14 protein-coding genes are annotated in these 15,063 nt (G+C 34.0%); 8 read left to right on the forward strand and 6 right to left on the reverse strand.

Annotated features, from left to right (window positions below; translation table 11 throughout):
• Positions 1–103 precede the first annotated feature (103 nt).
• The 3 genes from MYRA21_RS08185 to dgt all read left to right on the forward strand — a co-directional run bounded on the left by MYRA21_RS08185 (position 104) and on the right by dgt (position 3,399).
• Positions 104–1,183: a hypothetical protein gene (locus MYRA21_RS08185; RefSeq protein WP_006257414.1), complete on the forward strand. Its 1,080-nt coding sequence runs from the start codon at positions 104–106 to the stop codon at positions 1,181–1,183.
• Positions 1,184–1,321: 138 nt separating this feature from the next.
• On the forward strand, positions 1,322–2,038 hold the full coding sequence (locus MYRA21_RS08190; RefSeq protein ID WP_006257413.1) for an AAA family ATPase: 717 nt from the start codon (positions 1,322–1,324) through the stop codon (positions 2,036–2,038).
• A gap of 14 nt (positions 2,039–2,052) precedes the next feature.
• The gene (dgt, locus tag MYRA21_RS08195; protein WP_006260550.1) at positions 2,053–3,399 is read left to right on the forward strand and encodes a dGTP triphosphohydrolase; all 1,347 of its coding nucleotides are present in this window, start codon (positions 2,053–2,055) and stop codon (positions 3,397–3,399) included.
• Between the two features lie 87 nt (positions 3,400–3,486).
• Here the strand turns inward: dgt and MYRA21_RS08200 are convergent, their stop codons facing one another.
• The 3 genes from MYRA21_RS08200 to rplU form a co-directional block, all read right to left on the reverse strand.
• Positions 3,487–4,863 carry a hypothetical protein gene (locus MYRA21_RS08200; RefSeq protein WP_006257410.1) on the reverse strand — a complete coding sequence of 459 codons (1,377 nt, stop codon included), beginning with the start codon at positions 4,861–4,863 and terminating at the stop codon, positions 3,487–3,489.
• 325 nt (positions 4,864–5,188) lie between these two features.
• Positions 5,189–5,449 (reverse strand): 50S ribosomal protein L27, encoded by a 261-nt coding sequence (rpmA, locus tag MYRA21_RS08205; RefSeq protein ID WP_006257409.1) that lies wholly within the window; start codon positions 5,447–5,449, stop codon positions 5,189–5,191.
• Positions 5,450–5,473: 24 nt separating this feature from the next.
• Complete coding sequence (rplU, locus tag MYRA21_RS08210) at positions 5,474–5,836, reverse strand: 50S ribosomal protein L21 (protein ID WP_006257408.1); 363 nt, start codon at positions 5,834–5,836, stop codon at positions 5,474–5,476.
• Positions 5,837–6,205: 369 nt separating this feature from the next.
• Between rplU and MYRA21_RS08215 the strand changes: the two genes are divergently transcribed.
• The 3 genes from MYRA21_RS08215 (at position 6,206) to MYRA21_RS08225 (ending at position 10,054) form a co-directional block, all read left to right on the forward strand.
• The gene (locus tag MYRA21_RS08215) at positions 6,206–7,525 is read left to right on the forward strand and encodes a pitrilysin family protein (protein WP_006257407.1); all 1,320 of its coding nucleotides are present in this window, start codon (positions 6,206–6,208) and stop codon (positions 7,523–7,525) included.
• A 19-nt stretch (positions 7,526–7,544) separates the two neighbouring features.
• On the forward strand, positions 7,545–9,596 hold the full coding sequence (locus MYRA21_RS08220) for a pitrilysin family protein (protein WP_006257406.1): 2,052 nt from the start codon (positions 7,545–7,547) through the stop codon (positions 9,594–9,596).
• 98 nt (positions 9,597–9,694) lie between these two features.
• Entirely contained in the window at positions 9,695–10,054 is a 360-nt protein-coding gene (locus MYRA21_RS08225; RefSeq protein WP_006257405.1) for a heavy-metal-associated domain-containing protein, read from the forward strand.
• A gap of 297 nt (positions 10,055–10,351) precedes the next feature.
• Here MYRA21_RS08225 and gldD read toward each other — a convergent pair whose 3' ends face one another.
• The 3 genes from gldD to mutY are packed head-to-tail and all read right to left on the reverse strand — an operon-like array spanning position 10,352 to position 12,501.
• Positions 10,352–10,942, reverse strand: coding sequence for a gliding motility lipoprotein GldD (gldD, locus tag MYRA21_RS08230; protein ID WP_006257404.1), 591 nt, complete (start codon positions 10,940–10,942; stop codon positions 10,352–10,354).
• A gap of 40 nt (positions 10,943–10,982) precedes the next feature.
• Positions 10,983–11,426 carry a single-stranded DNA-binding protein gene (locus MYRA21_RS08235; protein ID WP_006257403.1) on the reverse strand — a complete coding sequence of 148 codons (444 nt, stop codon included), beginning with the start codon at positions 11,424–11,426 and terminating at the stop codon, positions 10,983–10,985.
• A 4-nt stretch (positions 11,427–11,430) separates the two neighbouring features.
• Positions 11,431–12,501, reverse strand: coding sequence for an A/G-specific adenine glycosylase (gene mutY, locus MYRA21_RS08240; RefSeq protein ID WP_006257402.1), 1,071 nt, complete (start codon positions 12,499–12,501; stop codon positions 11,431–11,433).
• A gap of 117 nt (positions 12,502–12,618) precedes the next feature.
• Between mutY and MYRA21_RS08245 the strand changes: the two genes are divergently transcribed.
• Positions 12,619–12,915: an HU family DNA-binding protein gene (locus tag MYRA21_RS08245; protein ID WP_006257401.1), complete on the forward strand. Its 297-nt coding sequence runs from the start codon at positions 12,619–12,621 to the stop codon at positions 12,913–12,915.
• 288 nt (positions 12,916–13,203) lie between these two features.
• Entirely contained in the window at positions 13,204–14,760 is a 1,557-nt protein-coding gene (locus MYRA21_RS08250) for a ribonuclease E/G (RefSeq protein ID WP_006257397.1), read from the forward strand.
• Positions 14,761–15,063: the final 303 nt, after the last annotated feature.

Here is a 15,063-nt window from a genome sequence, read left to right on the forward strand (position 1 = left end):
CAGAACTATAGATAAGAATAGGTAAGGAGTGATGAATAGTCACTCCTTTTTTTGTTTATGTTCTGTAAGATAATCGTTATATTTACTGTTAAAGAAATAAGCTATGAGAAAGATATTCTCTATTGTAGGAGGATTGTTATTATTGGGGATTGGTGTTTTTGTGTATCAGAATTATTATCAGGAGAACAACTACCCTTCTAAACCTAAAGTTGTAAAAAATAGTAATCGTATCCGCACTATAATAGATGAGAAAGATATAGGATTAGATATATATTATCTAATCAAACAAGATAATGGAGAAGATATAAGAATAGATCATGTATATTATTATGATGTAGTCGCTCCTGATTATTCTAGTGAGAATTACATTCGTTTTACAGATAAAGACAGAGAGTTAGTTGGTTTGTATAATGATAAAGGAAAAGTGGTCATAGAACCTATATATTCAGGGTTAACCAAAGTGCATAATGGTATGCTATATGCTCTAAAAGGTGCTGTAAAAGATAATATAGGGAGGAATGGTGATAGACATAATGTACTTCTAGGAGGAGATACCTATCTTTTAAATACTAAAGGGGAGGTATTAATTGAAGATATGCTTGAACCTCATATTGATTTGGATATGTTTAGTTTAAAAATTACTGACGAACCTCTAGAAGATAGTTATTATGTTAGCTTAAAGGGGAAGAATGGTAAGTATTATAACTTCGTTCAATTAGAGAAGTATTTGCAGTATTTCACAGAACAGATATTTTTACCAAGTACAGAAGGAAGTAAATGGGAGAAGTATCTATCAGATAATCTGAAAGTGAACTTAGAAATAGATAATGATAATATAGGTGATTATATAGTTATTGATAAAAAGGAATTGTTAGAAGATAAGAGGGAACTAATAACTCAAGCATTTGATTTAATAAAAAACGGAGATAGCAGTCGTTATCACATAGATTATTATATAGAAGATGGAGTGATAACTGATGATACAGAAATCACATCTGAGCAAGACAGAAAGTTATATTTAGATGAAGAAGGCAAATGGAGAAGTGCTGAGTTTCCTGCGTTTAGTGTAAATATAAAGGAAGTTAAAGGTAAACAGACGAGATCAAATCATTTTGATTTCTATAGAAATAAAGATGGCGGAATGACGCTTTATCAGATTACTATTCGCGCTCGTTATTTCTAATCAAGGCGGAATGGTTTTATTTAGGGGATTAGTTGTGAATATACTAAAATGTTCTTTTTTTCTCTTTTCTGGAGGGGTTAATCGAGGAATATAAGCAGTATATTTGTGGATTAACACACAACAAATTTATTGTTTAATATGAGTTCTTTATATTATATAGATCGCACTAAGATTTCTTTAGACGATGTCATGTTTAATGACAACGTAAAAGCTGAGATTACTCAATTTCTAAAAGAGTATAAATACCGTGATATACTGATGAAGTATAATCTACCTGTTAGTAATAAGATATTACTTTATGGTAAGACAGGATGTGGTAAGACCATGACAGCTAAGGCTATTGCTAAACATTTAGATAAGAAACTTATCATTGTTAATCTTGCTACTATTGTTTCTTCCAAGCTAGGAGAAACGGCTAAGAATATTGAGAGTTTATTTAAAGAAATTCAATACGAGAGTTCTGTCCTATTCTTTGATGAGTTTGACTCATTAGGCCAGATTAGAGATTATGACAATAAGGATAACAGTGAGATGAAACGTGTAGTGAATGCTATCTTACAGTTGATAGATAATCTACCACAGAAGTCTATTCTTATGGCAGCTACGAATCAGATACACATGATCGATGAAGCTTTAGTTAGACGCTTTGAGTTACAGTTAGAATATACAGCTCCGAATAAAGAGGCTCTTGACTTCTATTACGATAAGTTGCTAAAGGAATATCCAGAAGAGTATAGAACATTAACGAGAATATATGACGTTTCTTATGCAGAGGCAAAGAATCATGTATTCAAAACAGTAAAAGATAATATTATAAATAGCCAATTATTATTAGAGGCTGATCAAAATAACTAGTTGAACATTTGCTTATGATGAAATGGGAAAAGTTACTATCACTAAAGAAGTATGGTGACACTTTTGTTAGAAATAGATTAGATGAACTAGAGACTCGTATAGGGTTTGAGGTGGACTATGATAGAATCATCTTTTCATCACCATTTAGAAGTTTACAAGATAAAACACAAGTAATCCCTCTGTCTAAGACGAACTTTGTTCACACTAGATTGACACATAGTTTAGAAGTGTCTGTGGTAGGACGTTCTTTAGGTAGAATAGTAGGTTCTAGTCTTTTAAATAAATATACTTATTTAGCAGAAGAATACGGATATACAGTAAATGACTTCGGGGCTATAGTAGCAGCGGCTTCATTAGCACACGATATTGGTAATCCTCCATTTGGGCACTCTGGTGAACGTGCGATAGGGGACTTCTTTAAACGAGGACTAGGAGCTAAGTATAGAGATCAGGTAACAGATAAGGAATGGCAAGACTTGATTGACTTTGAAGGTAATGCAAATGGTTTTGCTATACTGACGAAGAGTCGTCCTGGTATGGCAGGTGGTTTGAGAATCTCTTATGCTACTCTTGGAGCCTTTATGAAGTATCCTAAAGAGAGTTTGCCTAAGAAATTGACTAGAGATATCTCAGATAAGAAATATGGCTTCTTTCAAGAGGATAAAGAGGCATTTATTGATGTAGCGAATGAACTAGGTCTTATATCTAAAGACGATCGTACTGAAGCAGCATATTTTAGACACCCTTTGGCTTTCTTGGTTGAAGCAGCAGACGATATATGTTATACTATAACAGACTTCGAAGACGGTATTAATCTCGGATGGATACCAGAAGAGCACGCTTTAGAGTTTCTAATTAAGATCGTTCAGAACAGCATTAACCCACAGACTTATGCTCAGTTAGCTTCTAAGGAGGATAGAGTGAGTTATTTAAGGGCTTTAGCGATAGGGAGTTTGATACAGGATGTGTGTAGAGTATTCTTAGAGAATGAAGATAAGATATTAGCAGGTGAGTATCCTTATGCCTTAACGGAGAAGTGTAGTTATATCGCTCAGATGAAAGATATTCTGTCTGTGAGTATTAATAAAGTATACCAGAGCCGTGAGGTAATAGAAAAGGAGATAGTAGGATATAAAGTAATCAATGCTCTGTTAGAAGCGTTTACATCAGCTGTAAATAACGTCTATTACGGAGAGGAGAGCCAGTATGATTTATTGATTATGTCTCTATTACCAGATAAGTATAGAATAGAGAGTGATAGTGTGTATGTGCGTTTAATGAATATATGTCACTTTATCTCTATGCTGACTGATGGTAAAGCTTTAGAGTTGTATAATATGATAAAGGGAAACGATAGATAAGATTATATCGATTATAATATATCAAAAAGAGGTAATAGTATTGAACTATTACCTCTTTTTTTAGCTTAAAATATCTGTGAAATTAAATTACTCTCTTGTAGTAGGTATCCAAAGATGTGCGTATTTGGACATTCCATCTTTAGGAACGAATACTTTGTTCGCTTCAGGAGCTTTAATTGATTTAGCTTCCTCTAAAGTTTTTCCTACAACGTCCCCTTTGCTTTTTAATATAGAGTTGCTATCTAGTAAGTTTCCTTTGTCATCTTTAACTTGTTTAGTAGCTATAGCAAATGTAGCTTTAGAACCATCAGCAGCGATGTCTTTTACATAAAAAGTTAAGTATTGGCCTTCTCTTCCTTCATAATATCCTTTAGCAGAGATTACTTTGTATATTAGTTGTCCTGATTTCTCATCTGCAAATACTCTTTCTAAGTTAAAAGAAGCGCTTTCTTTGAATTCTCCAGAACCTGCCATATCTGCAACAAAAAGAAAAGCTTCTTTATCTTCTCCCATTCTGAAAGTATAGTAACCTATTTTAGTTGGTCCCATTTTTTCTGTGACATAACTTCCTTTTAAGTTAGCGAAAGCTGTATTGTTTGTTCCTTCATCTTTAGTATATGTTGTGAAATTAGCTTTAATCTCTTCTTGACTAGCGAATTCTTTTTCAGCTTGTTGTTTAGGTGTAAGTCCTTCTGAAGTAGCCTTGTATGTTAGACGAGCAACATCCACTTTATTATCAACAATATTTTTTAACTGAATAACGTAGTAAAAGTCTTTTACTTTTTCATCTTTGCCTACTAGTAGGATTTTATTGGTGTTTTTATTGTGAGCTAGTACAGTCATATTGTAATCACCACTAAAGTTTATTACATCATTAGAGAAATCGTAATAATAAGAGAATGTCCCTTGAGGAGTAGTTGCGGAGAATGAGTATTTACCATTGATAGGTAATAGAATAGGTTCTACTATAGCGCCTTTAGTCATAGGTAACCAACCAAATTGACCTTTATCATGCTCAACTATAACATCTTTTGCTGGGTAAGCTGCTTTAATTGCCTCTATTTCTGTTTTAGCTGTCAAATCGATATTTAATAAAAACTCACTTTTATTATCTTTAATATCTCTAAAAAAGAATGCTTTGTATTCATTGTTGTCTTTATTTTTAGCAACAGTTTTTAGAACACCTTCTGCATTCTTGTATGTTGTAATAACATTAAATATTTCATCATCTTGACCACTACCTGCCATTCCTGACATCTTCATAGTGATTGTAGTCTTTTCAAAATGAAAAGGGATAGGGTTACCAGCGTGATTGAATGAATAATCACCTAGAACTGGAGATTCTTTACTTACCTCTACTTGATCTTTTTGTTCTGGTCTGATGATTTCGTTATCATCACTAGAACAACTCGTCAACAAAAATGCAGTGATTGCAAATAACGAAAGTACTTTTTTAATCTTCATTTTTAATAAGTTAGATTGTTTAATTATTTAGAACAAATGTAAATAAAATATCTAATTCTACAATAGTTATTTTTATTTTGTCTAAATAATTAATATTAAGTACTGATTTATAGTTTGTTATGTTGTTTTAGGGGATGGTGTTTATTGTAATGAATCTAAATAAAATAGATAATCTAAAGAGCTTTATTAGTTTTTTTGAAGAGCAAAGAAAGTAAGGAGGTGAGATGCGAGACTATAGTGCACAAAAAAAGGCGCTATAATTAATTATAGCGCCTTCTCTATGTTTTCTATTTATTTGTCTTAAACAAATAAATAAGTTTGATTCTTAAGCTTCAAATGGTAAAATAGAAACGTAAGACTTGTTGTCTTTTTTCTTTTGGAATTTAACAACACCGTCAACTTTTGCATGTAAAGTATGATCTTTCCCCATGTAAACGTTTTCACCAGCATTGTGCTTAGAACCTCTTTGTCTAACGATGATATTTCCAGCGATAGCTGCTTGACCACCATAAATCTTAACGCCTAAACGTTTCGATTCTGATTCTCTACCATTCTTAGAACTACCTACACCTTTTTTGTGTGCCATGACGTTTTAAATTTAGTTTGTTAATTACTCAGCTGCTTCAGCAGTTTCTTTTTTAGTTGCTTTCTTTTTAGCTCCTCCTGCATTGATTCCCTCAATAACAATTTGAGTTAAAGCTTGTCTGTGTCCGTTTTTCTTTTTGTAACCTTTTCTTCTTTTCTTTTTGAAAACGATTACTTTGTCACCTTGTAGGTGTTGTAAAACTTTAGCTTCCACAGAAGCACCTTCTATAGCTGGGGCGCCTAGAGTGATGTTGTTGTTGTCATCAACTAAAAGAACTTTGTCAAAAGTAACTTTTGATCCTTCTTCAGTTGCTAAACGGTGTACATACACTTTTTGGTCTTTGCTAACTTTGAATTGTTGCCCTGCTATCTCTACGATTGCGTACATAACAAAAAATTAAAATGTTTATTAAGGGTGCAAATATACATTTAATTTCTTATTTACAAAAGTTTTACACCTCCCATTTAGAATATTTTTTATTTCTATTTTGGTGTAAATGAGTTAGTTCTGTTATACTTCATTATCTTATAAAGTTTGCTTAAGGCGAGGTGTGATAGATCATTAGTAGTAGATCTATGCCTTTGATGGCGGTGTTATCTGTTTGATGAAGTTTATTTAGTACTGTCGATGAATGTCAATTTGGTGGTGTATTGGACTGTTTATTTAATAAAATATAAAAATATTTTAGAAATAGTGTAACATAATTTAAAATATGGCTACTTATTAGGTTATAACCTAATTTCAAAATATTGTAGAATGAAAAAATCTTTATTGGTTTTAGGCTCATTATTCTTCGGAATATCTGCCTTAGCTCAAAAAGTGGAATTCGAGCAGTACACTTTAGATAACGGATTACACGTTATCTTACATCAAGACAAATCGGCTCCTGTAGTAGTGACATCAGTGATGTATCATGTAGGGGCTAAAGATGAAAACCCTGATAGAACAGGATTTGCTCACTTTTTTGAACACTTATTGTTTGAAGGAACGAAGAATATCGAGCGCGGTGAGTGGTTTAAGATAGTAACTGCTAATGGGGGGAATAATAATGCTAATACTTCTGATGACCGTACTTATTATTATGAAGTATTCCCTTCTAATAATTTAGAGCTTGGACTTTGGATGGAGTCTGAGCGTCTGATGCACCCTATCATTAATCAGATAGGTGTAACTACTCAGAATGAAGTAGTAAAAGAAGAAAAGAGACTACGTGTAGATAATCAACCTTATGGTCAATTATTCTCAGAGGTGAAGAAAAATCTATTCGTTAAGCACCCTTATCGCTGGGCACCTATTGGATCTATGGAACACTTAGATGCTGCTACTTTAGATGAGTTCTTAGCTTTTAACAAGAAGTTTTATTTACCAAATAACGCTGTTTTAGTTGTAGCTGGTGATTTTGAGAAAGATCAAGCAAAAACGTGGATTAAACAATATTTTGGACCTATTGCTAAAGGAAGTCCTGTTGTAAAAAACAAATTTGAGGAAGCTCCTATAACAAAAGAAATTCACGCTGAGTTTCAAGATCCGAATATTCAACTTCCAATGTTAGTAGAAGCATATCGTACACCATCTATGAAGACTCGTGATGCTCGTGTGTTAGATATGATCTCGTCTATTTTATCAGGAGGGAAAAGTTCTAGATTGTATAAAAAAGTAGTTGACCAAAAGAAGATGGCTTTAGAAATGGCTTCATTTAACTTAAGTCAAGAAGATTATGGAATCTACTTTATTTACGGTATTCCGATGCAAGGTTTTGCTTCGGCTGATTTAATTAAAGAGATTGATGAAGAAATCGAGAAATTACAGACTGAGTTGATTTCAGAGCGTGACTTCCAGAAACTTCAGAACGTTTTCGAAAAGCAATATGTTGATTCTAACTCTAATGTAGAAGGATTAGCTGAGAATCTTGCTTCTTATTACCTGTTGTACGGTGATGTTAATCTAATTAATACGAATATAGATATCTATAGAAGTATCACTAGAGAAGAGATTCGCGATGTAGCTAAAAAATACCTGAATAAAAATCAAAGGTTAATTTTGGATTATATCCCTACAAAGAAAGCTAATAACTAATTTTAACTGTAGACTAGAAATGAAAAAAATATATATTTATGCTGCAAGTGTAGTGTTTGCTTTGGCAGCTTTAGAAGTACAAGCTCAAGATAGAAAACAGCCTGTAGCGGGGCCTGCGCCAGTAGTACATGTAGGACAGCCTACCTCTTTTGTATTAAAGAATGGGATGAAGGTGATGGTTGTTCAGAATACGAAGTTACCTCGAGTATCTTATACATTGAGTATTGATAACCCACTTATTTATGATGGGGAGAAAGCAGGAGTAGCTTCTATCTTATCTGAGATGTTGGGGAATGAGACTAAGAAGATGAATAAAGATCAGTTCTTAGAAGAAATAGATTTCTTGGGGGCTAGAATTAATTTCCATACAGGCGGTGCTTCAGCGAATGGATTGTCTAAACACAATGAGACTATTCTAAACTTATTAGCTGATGGAGTAATCAACTCTGTGCTGACACAAGAAGAATTCGATAAGGCTAAAGCAAAAGCTATCGAAGGTGTGAAGTCTGGTGAGAACAGTGTGACTAATATTGCTCGTAGAGTAGAAGACGCTGTGCTATACGGAAAGAATACTCCAGTGGGTGAATTCGAAACGGAGAAGACATTAAACAATGTGACTTTTGCTGATGTTCAAGCATACTTTAAGAAATATTATTCTCCTGAGAACGCTTACTTAGTAGTAGTAGGTGATATTGATTATAAAAAGACAGAGAAGTCTATCAAGGGGCTTTTTGAGGCTTGGAATAAATCGAATACACAGTATAAAGATGTTGCCTATAAAGGGAATGTTAGTGCTACAGAGATTAACTTCGTAGATATGCCTAATGCTGTTCAGTCTGAGATAGCATTAGTAAATGAGGTTGAATTAAAAATGACAGACAAGGATTATTTTGCTGTTATTTTGGCTAACCAAATTCTTGGAGGTGGAGGAGAAGGCCGTCTTTTCTTAAACTTGCGTGAAGCACATGGTTGGACGTATGGAGCGTACTCTTCTATAAGTCCATCTCGTAAGTATCCTGGTAAATTTAGAGCCACAGCTGCAGTGCGTAACGTGGTTACAGATAGCGCTGTAACAGAGTTTGTAAAAGAGATAGACCTTATCCGTACGACTCCTGTTAAAGAAGATGAACTAAAGTTAGCGAAAGCTAAATATGTAGGGGACTTCGTGATGGAAATCCAGAAACCTGCTACTGTAGCTAGATATGCTCTTAATAAAGAGTTGTATAAACTTCCAGCTGATTTTTATGAGAACTACATTAAGAATATCAATGCTGTAACGATAGCAGATGTACAGAAAGCTGCTCAGAAGTATTTCCTTAAGGATAATATGCGTATCGTTATCGTAGGTAAAGGTAGTGACGTATTATCAGGATTAGAGAAATTAGGCTATCCTATTAAGTACTATACTAAAGAGGCTGATGAAGCTAGTAAGCCAGACTTTAGTAAAGCAGTACCTGCTGGAGTAACTGTTAATTCTGTAGTAGATAAATATTTGAACGCTATCGGTGGAGAGAAGAAAGTAGCAGAGATCAAATCTGTTGCCATAACTAGTACTGCTGAAGTACAAGGGATGAAACTAGAATCTATATCTAAAATGAAAGAGGGATATATCTTAGTAGAGCAGAAGATGATGGGGAATACTTTATCTAAGCAAGTAGTGACTCCAAAAGCTGGTTATGTAATGCAACAAGGCCAAAAACTGGAACTTACAGGTGATAAATTAGCTGAAGTACAAAGTGAAGCAACAATTTTTCCTGAGTTAAAAATGAAAGCTAATAAAAGTGCTATTGTTACTGGTGTAGAGTCTTTTAATGGTAAAGATGCTGTAGGTGTTAAAGTTGGTAAGTCTGTTTACTATTATGACTTGACTACTGGACTTAAAGTAGGTGCTGTAATGACTCAAGAGCAAGGTGGCCAAGTAATGAATATGACTACTAAGTATGAGGATTATAAAGAAGTGAAAGGGGTAAAAATACCTTTTAAACAAGTATTAAATGTAGGAATAGAGATTGTTAATATCGTTACAGATGTTAAAATCAACGAAGGAGTTACTGACGAGGATTTTAAATAATTGATTATCTAAATAATAGAATTGAAAAAGCAACTGAATTATCGGTTGCTTTTTTTATTTTTGTACTATCAAGAATGTAATTTTAAAATACCACAAAGATGAAAATAGTAAAGTCAATAGGCTTCATGATGTTAGGAGCTATATTATTAGTATCGTGTAAGAATGAAGAGAAGACGGCTGATGCGTCAGTATCTACTGCATCTACAGAAGTAGCTGGTAATGTGGAGCACACTACATTTAAGATCGATGGAATGACGTGTGAGATAGGATGCGCCAAGCTAATAGAAGGTAAGTTAGCAGGGTTAGACGGAGTGAAGTTAGCTAAAGTAGACTTTGATACTAAGACTGCAGAGATAGACTATGATGAGTCTAAGCAGAGTGTAGAGTCATTAGTAGGTACTGTAGAGAAGATCGCTAATGGGATTTATAAGGTAGAGAGCGTTAGTGCTACTAAATAATAAGAATAATATAAGAGTAGGGGCATTCCTCATCTGTTTAAATATTTGATCTAAAGCGAGTGTGTTGATACATACTCGCTTTTTTTATTGGTTTTAATGCGAGTGAGTCCGTTGTGAGTCCGTTATGAGTCCGTAGTGAGTCCGTAGTGAGTCCGTTATTTTGGATGTTTTATCGGAGTTATGATGTACTGATGATGTAGAAATATAGTTAACATGACGCAGAAGACTCCTATAAAAACAAAATGGAACTAATCTATACAGACTAGCTCCATCGGAATATAAAAATCGAGATGTATTCTATTTAATAGCAGGTGTGTTTACCTCCTGTTTACTAGTCCATTTAAGTGTCTCTAGTAGTGTTCTCATATCTTTCTTTACATATTCTGTGGCAGGTAAGATAGAGTCATAGTTTGGTTTAGCATAGAAGTATAGAGAGGCTACGATAAAGTTTTTTATACTATCTGTAGCGTAGAACTGTACATTCGTAGCAGCATTTCCCTGTACATCATATAGCATCCCATATACTCTGTCATCAGAGTTGATATAAGGTTGTTCTATAATCTCATCAGCCTTCACGAAGTGCTCATAAGTAAGCTTCTGTGCGTCTTTTAGCAGTAGATTTAAGTTGTTTTCTACAGGCTTATAGTTGATGAAGATGGTAGCCTTCATCTGTGGATAATGTATTTCTAGTGAATTCTTTTTAGTCTCTTTAATAGTAGACCATTGATTTTGACTAAACTCAAAACCGTTTTCGTTTTGATAAGTCTTGTATTCCTGATTAGGATAGTCTAGAGCTAAGAAAGCATTTGGCTTAGGAGTAGTATCCTCTTTGCAGGCAGCGAAGAAGGCTACAGATAATAGTAAAGTGCTTATATATTGGAATTTCATCTTTCTTATTTCGATTAAGGTTTACAAAGTAGTAACCTACTTAAAACGGCAAATTGTCATTATTAGTCTCTTTAGGGATATTAAAATTGTCTACAGCCTCTTTTTTTTCTTCTTCAAAAGATGTTTTTTGTCTGTAGTCATTTTCTTTTTTGGTATCTAAGAACATAAACTTTGTTACCATAATCTCTACTGTCTGTCTATTCATACCGTCTTCTCCTTGCCATTGACGGGTGCGTATTCTCCCTTCTACATAGATGCGATCTCCCTTAGATAAATATTTCTCACACACTTCAGCAGCTTTGTTTTTGACGACTAGATTATGCCATTCTGTAGAAGTATATTTTTCTCCGGATGTCTTATTGACATAAACTTCGTTAGTCGCAATCGGAAAACGACCTATACAATTACCATTTTCGAAGTAATGCATCTTGACGTTATCACCTAAGTGACCTATTAATGTAACTTTGTTAAGGGTGCCGTTCATAGTGTTAGGATATTAGTGTTTTTAAATCTAAGGATGTAATAAAGTTATGAATTACAATCGGAAATCCAAATTTATTTAAATCCTCCCAACTCGTTTGTACAGAAGGCGTTGCTTCTATTTGTACGCACCAGAACTTGATGTGTAACTTCTGATGTGATAGCTGGTGTGTGATAGCGTCAGCCGTCAGTTCTTTTATCTCCTTTATATATAAGGTGTCGTATCGCTCTCTCAGTGCAGAGTCTATATCTTCTACATGATGAGTGAAACTGTCGAATACTGGAAATTGGTATAGCTGTTGCCAGATATCTTTAGCTGTGCGTTGTTCTATATGAGTATTACCATCTTTATCAATGAAGATGATGAAGTCTAAATAGCGTTTTTTTACCTTTACCTTGCTTAGTTTGATAGGGAGTACAGCCACCTGATTAGTCTGATAGGCTACACACTCTTTAATAAAAGGGCATGATGGACAGTCAGGGCTCTTCGGGGTGCATTGTATCGCACCGAAGTCCATGATCGCTTGATTAAAGGTCGCAGGGTCATGCTGAGGAATTAGAGTAGCCGCTAGTGCTTGAAATTCTTTCTTAGTAGTATTGGTAGAGATATCAGAAGTGATACCATATACACGTGATAATACTCTGAATACATTGCCGTCTACTACAGGTACTACTTCATCATAAGCGATAGAGGCTATGGCTGCAGCAGTATATTCTCCTACACCTTTTAATGTAAGTAGTTCTTTATAATTAGGAGGAAATACTCCATTTAGTTCATAGGCTACCTTTTTTGCTGTTGCATGAAGGTTTCTAGCTCTACTGTAGTAGCCAAGTCCTTGCCATAAGCGCATTACATCATCTTCGGGTGCATCTGCTAGATCTTTTACAGTAGGATAAGTGGTTAAAAAGGCTTCAAAATAGGGCAAACCTTGCGCTACTCGCGTTTGTTGCAGTATTATTTCTGATAACCAAATGGCGTAAGGGTTTTTAGTTTCTCTCCAAGGTAAAAAACGTTTGTTTTCTAAGTACCAAGTAATGAGTTTATTAGAAAAAATCATTGTAAAAAGTATTGAACGCAAACTTAAAACTTTATATATTTAAATTTTAATCAATTAAGGTTGAATTATTGGGATATAAATTAATATATTTGCACACTCTAAAAATATCAGACAACAACAAAATAATTTATATCTAAAATGACGAAAGCAGACATTGTAGCTAAAATTTCAGAAAAATTAGGGCTTGAAAAAGGTGAAGTACAGGCAACAGTAGAATCTTTTATGGAAGAAGTAAAAGGATCTTTAGAAGCTGGTGAAAATGTTTATTTAAGAGGTTTCGGTAGTTTTATTATTAAAACTAGAGCTGAGAAAACAGGAAGAAATATCTCTAAAAACACAACTATCAGAATCCCTGCACACAATATCCCAGCATTCAAACCAGCTAAGGTGTTTGTAGAAGGCGTAAAGTCAAACACAGAAGTAAAAGTAAAATAATTTATTAATCTCTAAATTACACACATTATGCCAAGTGGTAAAAAAAGAAAAAGACATAAGGTAGCGACGCACAAACGTAAAAAAAGAGCGAGAGCTAACCGTCACAAAAAGAAAAAGTAGTTTAAAACTACTTTTTTCTTTTAGTAGAAAAAAGATACTGAAAAAACTTGCCTTGCAAAAGGTAAGTTTTCCAGATAGAAATATCTGTATTAATGTTTAATCCATCTATACAAACTCATTTGGTCTTTTAGACATCGTAATGGATGAGTATGGATAAAAATGTACAGTGTGAATAAAGAGCTAATTGTTAGGTCGAATTCTGATACAGTAGATTTTGCCTTATTAAAAGATGGAAAACTAATTGAACTACACAGGGAGAGAGAAGAGAGTGAAGATGATGGTTTTCAAGTTGGCGATATCTTTATCGCTAAGATTAGAAAACCTGTAGCAGGACTTAATGCTGCATTCGTTCACGTAGGCTTTGAGAAGGATGCTTTCTTGCATTACCATGATCTAGGTCCTAATCTTCGAACTTTACTGAAGTTCACTAAACTTGTAAGCGGAGGTAAATTAAAAGATTACTCCTTAAAGAACTTTCCTTTTGAGGAAGAAATTGATAAAGATGGAGTGGTTAGTGATGTATTAAGTGCTAATCAGTCTTTATTAGTTCAGATTGTTAAAGAACCTATTTCTACTAAAGGACCTCGTATTAGTTCTGAACTTTCTATAGCAGGACGTTATGTAGTCTTAGTTCCTTTCTCTAATAGAATCTCTATTTCTCAAAAGATAGAATCTAAAGAAGAAAAAGAACGTCTAAAGAAACTTCTTCAAACAATCAAACCAAAGGGATTTGGAGTAATAGTACGTACTGTGGCAGAGGGAATGAAGGTAGCTGAGATCGAAAAAGATCTGCAGAACCTAATGACTCGCTGGAACAATATGTGCAAAAAATTAAGCGTAGCTCATCATCCTTCTAAAGTATTAGGAGAGGTTAATAAAGCATCATCTATTCTTAGGGATGTGTTTAATGATACTTTCACGGGTATCATGACTGATGATGAAGATATGTATTACCAAACGAAAGACTATTTGCAAGAGATAGCTCCTTCGAAAGTTTCTATTGTGAAGCACTATCAATCATTAGAAGTTCCGATTTTCGAAAAGTATAATATCGAACGTCAGATCAAGACTTCTTTTGGTAGAACTGTTTCTATGAGTAAGGGAGCTTATTTAATCATAGAACATACAGAGGCGTTACACGTCATAGATGTAAACAGTGGAAATCGCTCAAACAAAGCTCAGTCTCAAGAAGACACTGCCCTTGAAGTTAACCTTATCGCTGCAGCTGAGATAGCTAGACAGCTTAGATTAAGAGATATGGGTGGGATTATCGTAGTGGATTTTATTGACATGGGGAACCCAGAGAATAGAAAGACACTATACGACTTCTTAAAAGAAGAAATGAGTGATGATAAAGCAAAACACAAGATCTTGCCTCCTAGTAAATTTGGATTAATTCAAATCACTAGACAACGTGTTAGACCTGAAGTTAATATTGAAACAAGAGAAGAAGATCCGAATGAACACGGTGAAATCGAAGCTCCTATTCTTGTTATTGACAAAATAAAGGCTGACCTAGAAAATATTATTTCGAAAGATAAGTCGAAAAAAATTATCTTAAATACGCATCCATTTGTTGCTGCTTATTTAACTAAAGGAATTCCATCTATTAGAGCTAAGTGGTACTTAGAGTTTAAAAAATGGGTTAAAGTAATTCCACGTGACGCTTACACGTATCTAGAATACCATTTCTTAGATGATAAAGGAAATGAACTTTCAGAATAACAAAAAAACCACTAGTCGGAGATTAGTGGTTTTTTTGTTTCTAACTTTTTTATGGGACACTAGCCTTTTAATAATCAAATATTCTTTTCTTAAAAAAGTGGTGTAAAACTGTGCGAAGTCACTTTTTGTCTTTTTTAATACCAGCGTTATACTTATAAGGTATAGTTTTTTAAATAATAATTTTTGTCAGTGAGTGTAGAAGAATGTTTGCTTTCTAGCTATTGTGTTTATTATTAGTAGTTTATTTGTGGTGTTTTCTATCTTATGATTTGCTTTGTATAATTTTTTAAACTCTTAAAAAAG

Source organism: Myroides sp. A21 (assembly GCF_000807225.1).
Lineage (GTDB): Bacteria > Bacteroidota > Bacteroidia > Flavobacteriales > Flavobacteriaceae > Flavobacterium > Flavobacterium odoratimimum.

Coding starts and splice junctions, on each gene's coding strand:
- MYRA21_RS08185 (WP_006257414.1), top strand. CDS start 104: ATGAGAAAGATATTCTCTATTGTAGGAGGATTGTTATTATTGGGGATT.
- MYRA21_RS08190 (WP_006257413.1), top strand. CDS start 1,322: ATGAGTTCTTTATATTATATAGATCGCACTAAGATTTCTTTAGACGAT.
- dgt (WP_006260550.1), top strand. CDS start 2,053: ATGATGAAATGGGAAAAGTTACTATCACTAAAGAAGTATGGTGACACT.
- MYRA21_RS08200 (WP_006257410.1), bottom strand. CDS start 4,863: ATGAAGATTAAAAAAGTACTTTCGTTATTTGCAATCACTGCATTTTTG.
- rpmA (WP_006257409.1), bottom strand. CDS start 5,449: ATGGCACACAAAAAAGGTGTAGGTAGTTCTAAGAATGGTAGAGAATCA.
- rplU (WP_006257408.1), bottom strand. CDS start 5,836: ATGTACGCAATCGTAGAGATAGCAGGGCAACAATTCAAAGTTAGCAAA.
- MYRA21_RS08215 (WP_006257407.1), top strand. CDS start 6,206: ATGAAAAAATCTTTATTGGTTTTAGGCTCATTATTCTTCGGAATATCT.
- MYRA21_RS08220 (WP_006257406.1), top strand. CDS start 7,545: ATGAAAAAAATATATATTTATGCTGCAAGTGTAGTGTTTGCTTTGGCA.
- MYRA21_RS08225 (WP_006257405.1), top strand. CDS start 9,695: ATGAAAATAGTAAAGTCAATAGGCTTCATGATGTTAGGAGCTATATTA.
- gldD (WP_006257404.1), bottom strand. CDS start 10,942: ATGAAATTCCAATATATAAGCACTTTACTATTATCTGTAGCCTTCTTC.
- MYRA21_RS08235 (WP_006257403.1), bottom strand. CDS start 11,426: ATGAACGGCACCCTTAACAAAGTTACATTAATAGGTCACTTAGGTGAT.
- MYRA21_RS08245 (WP_006257401.1), top strand. CDS start 12,619: ATGACGAAAGCAGACATTGTAGCTAAAATTTCAGAAAAATTAGGGCTT.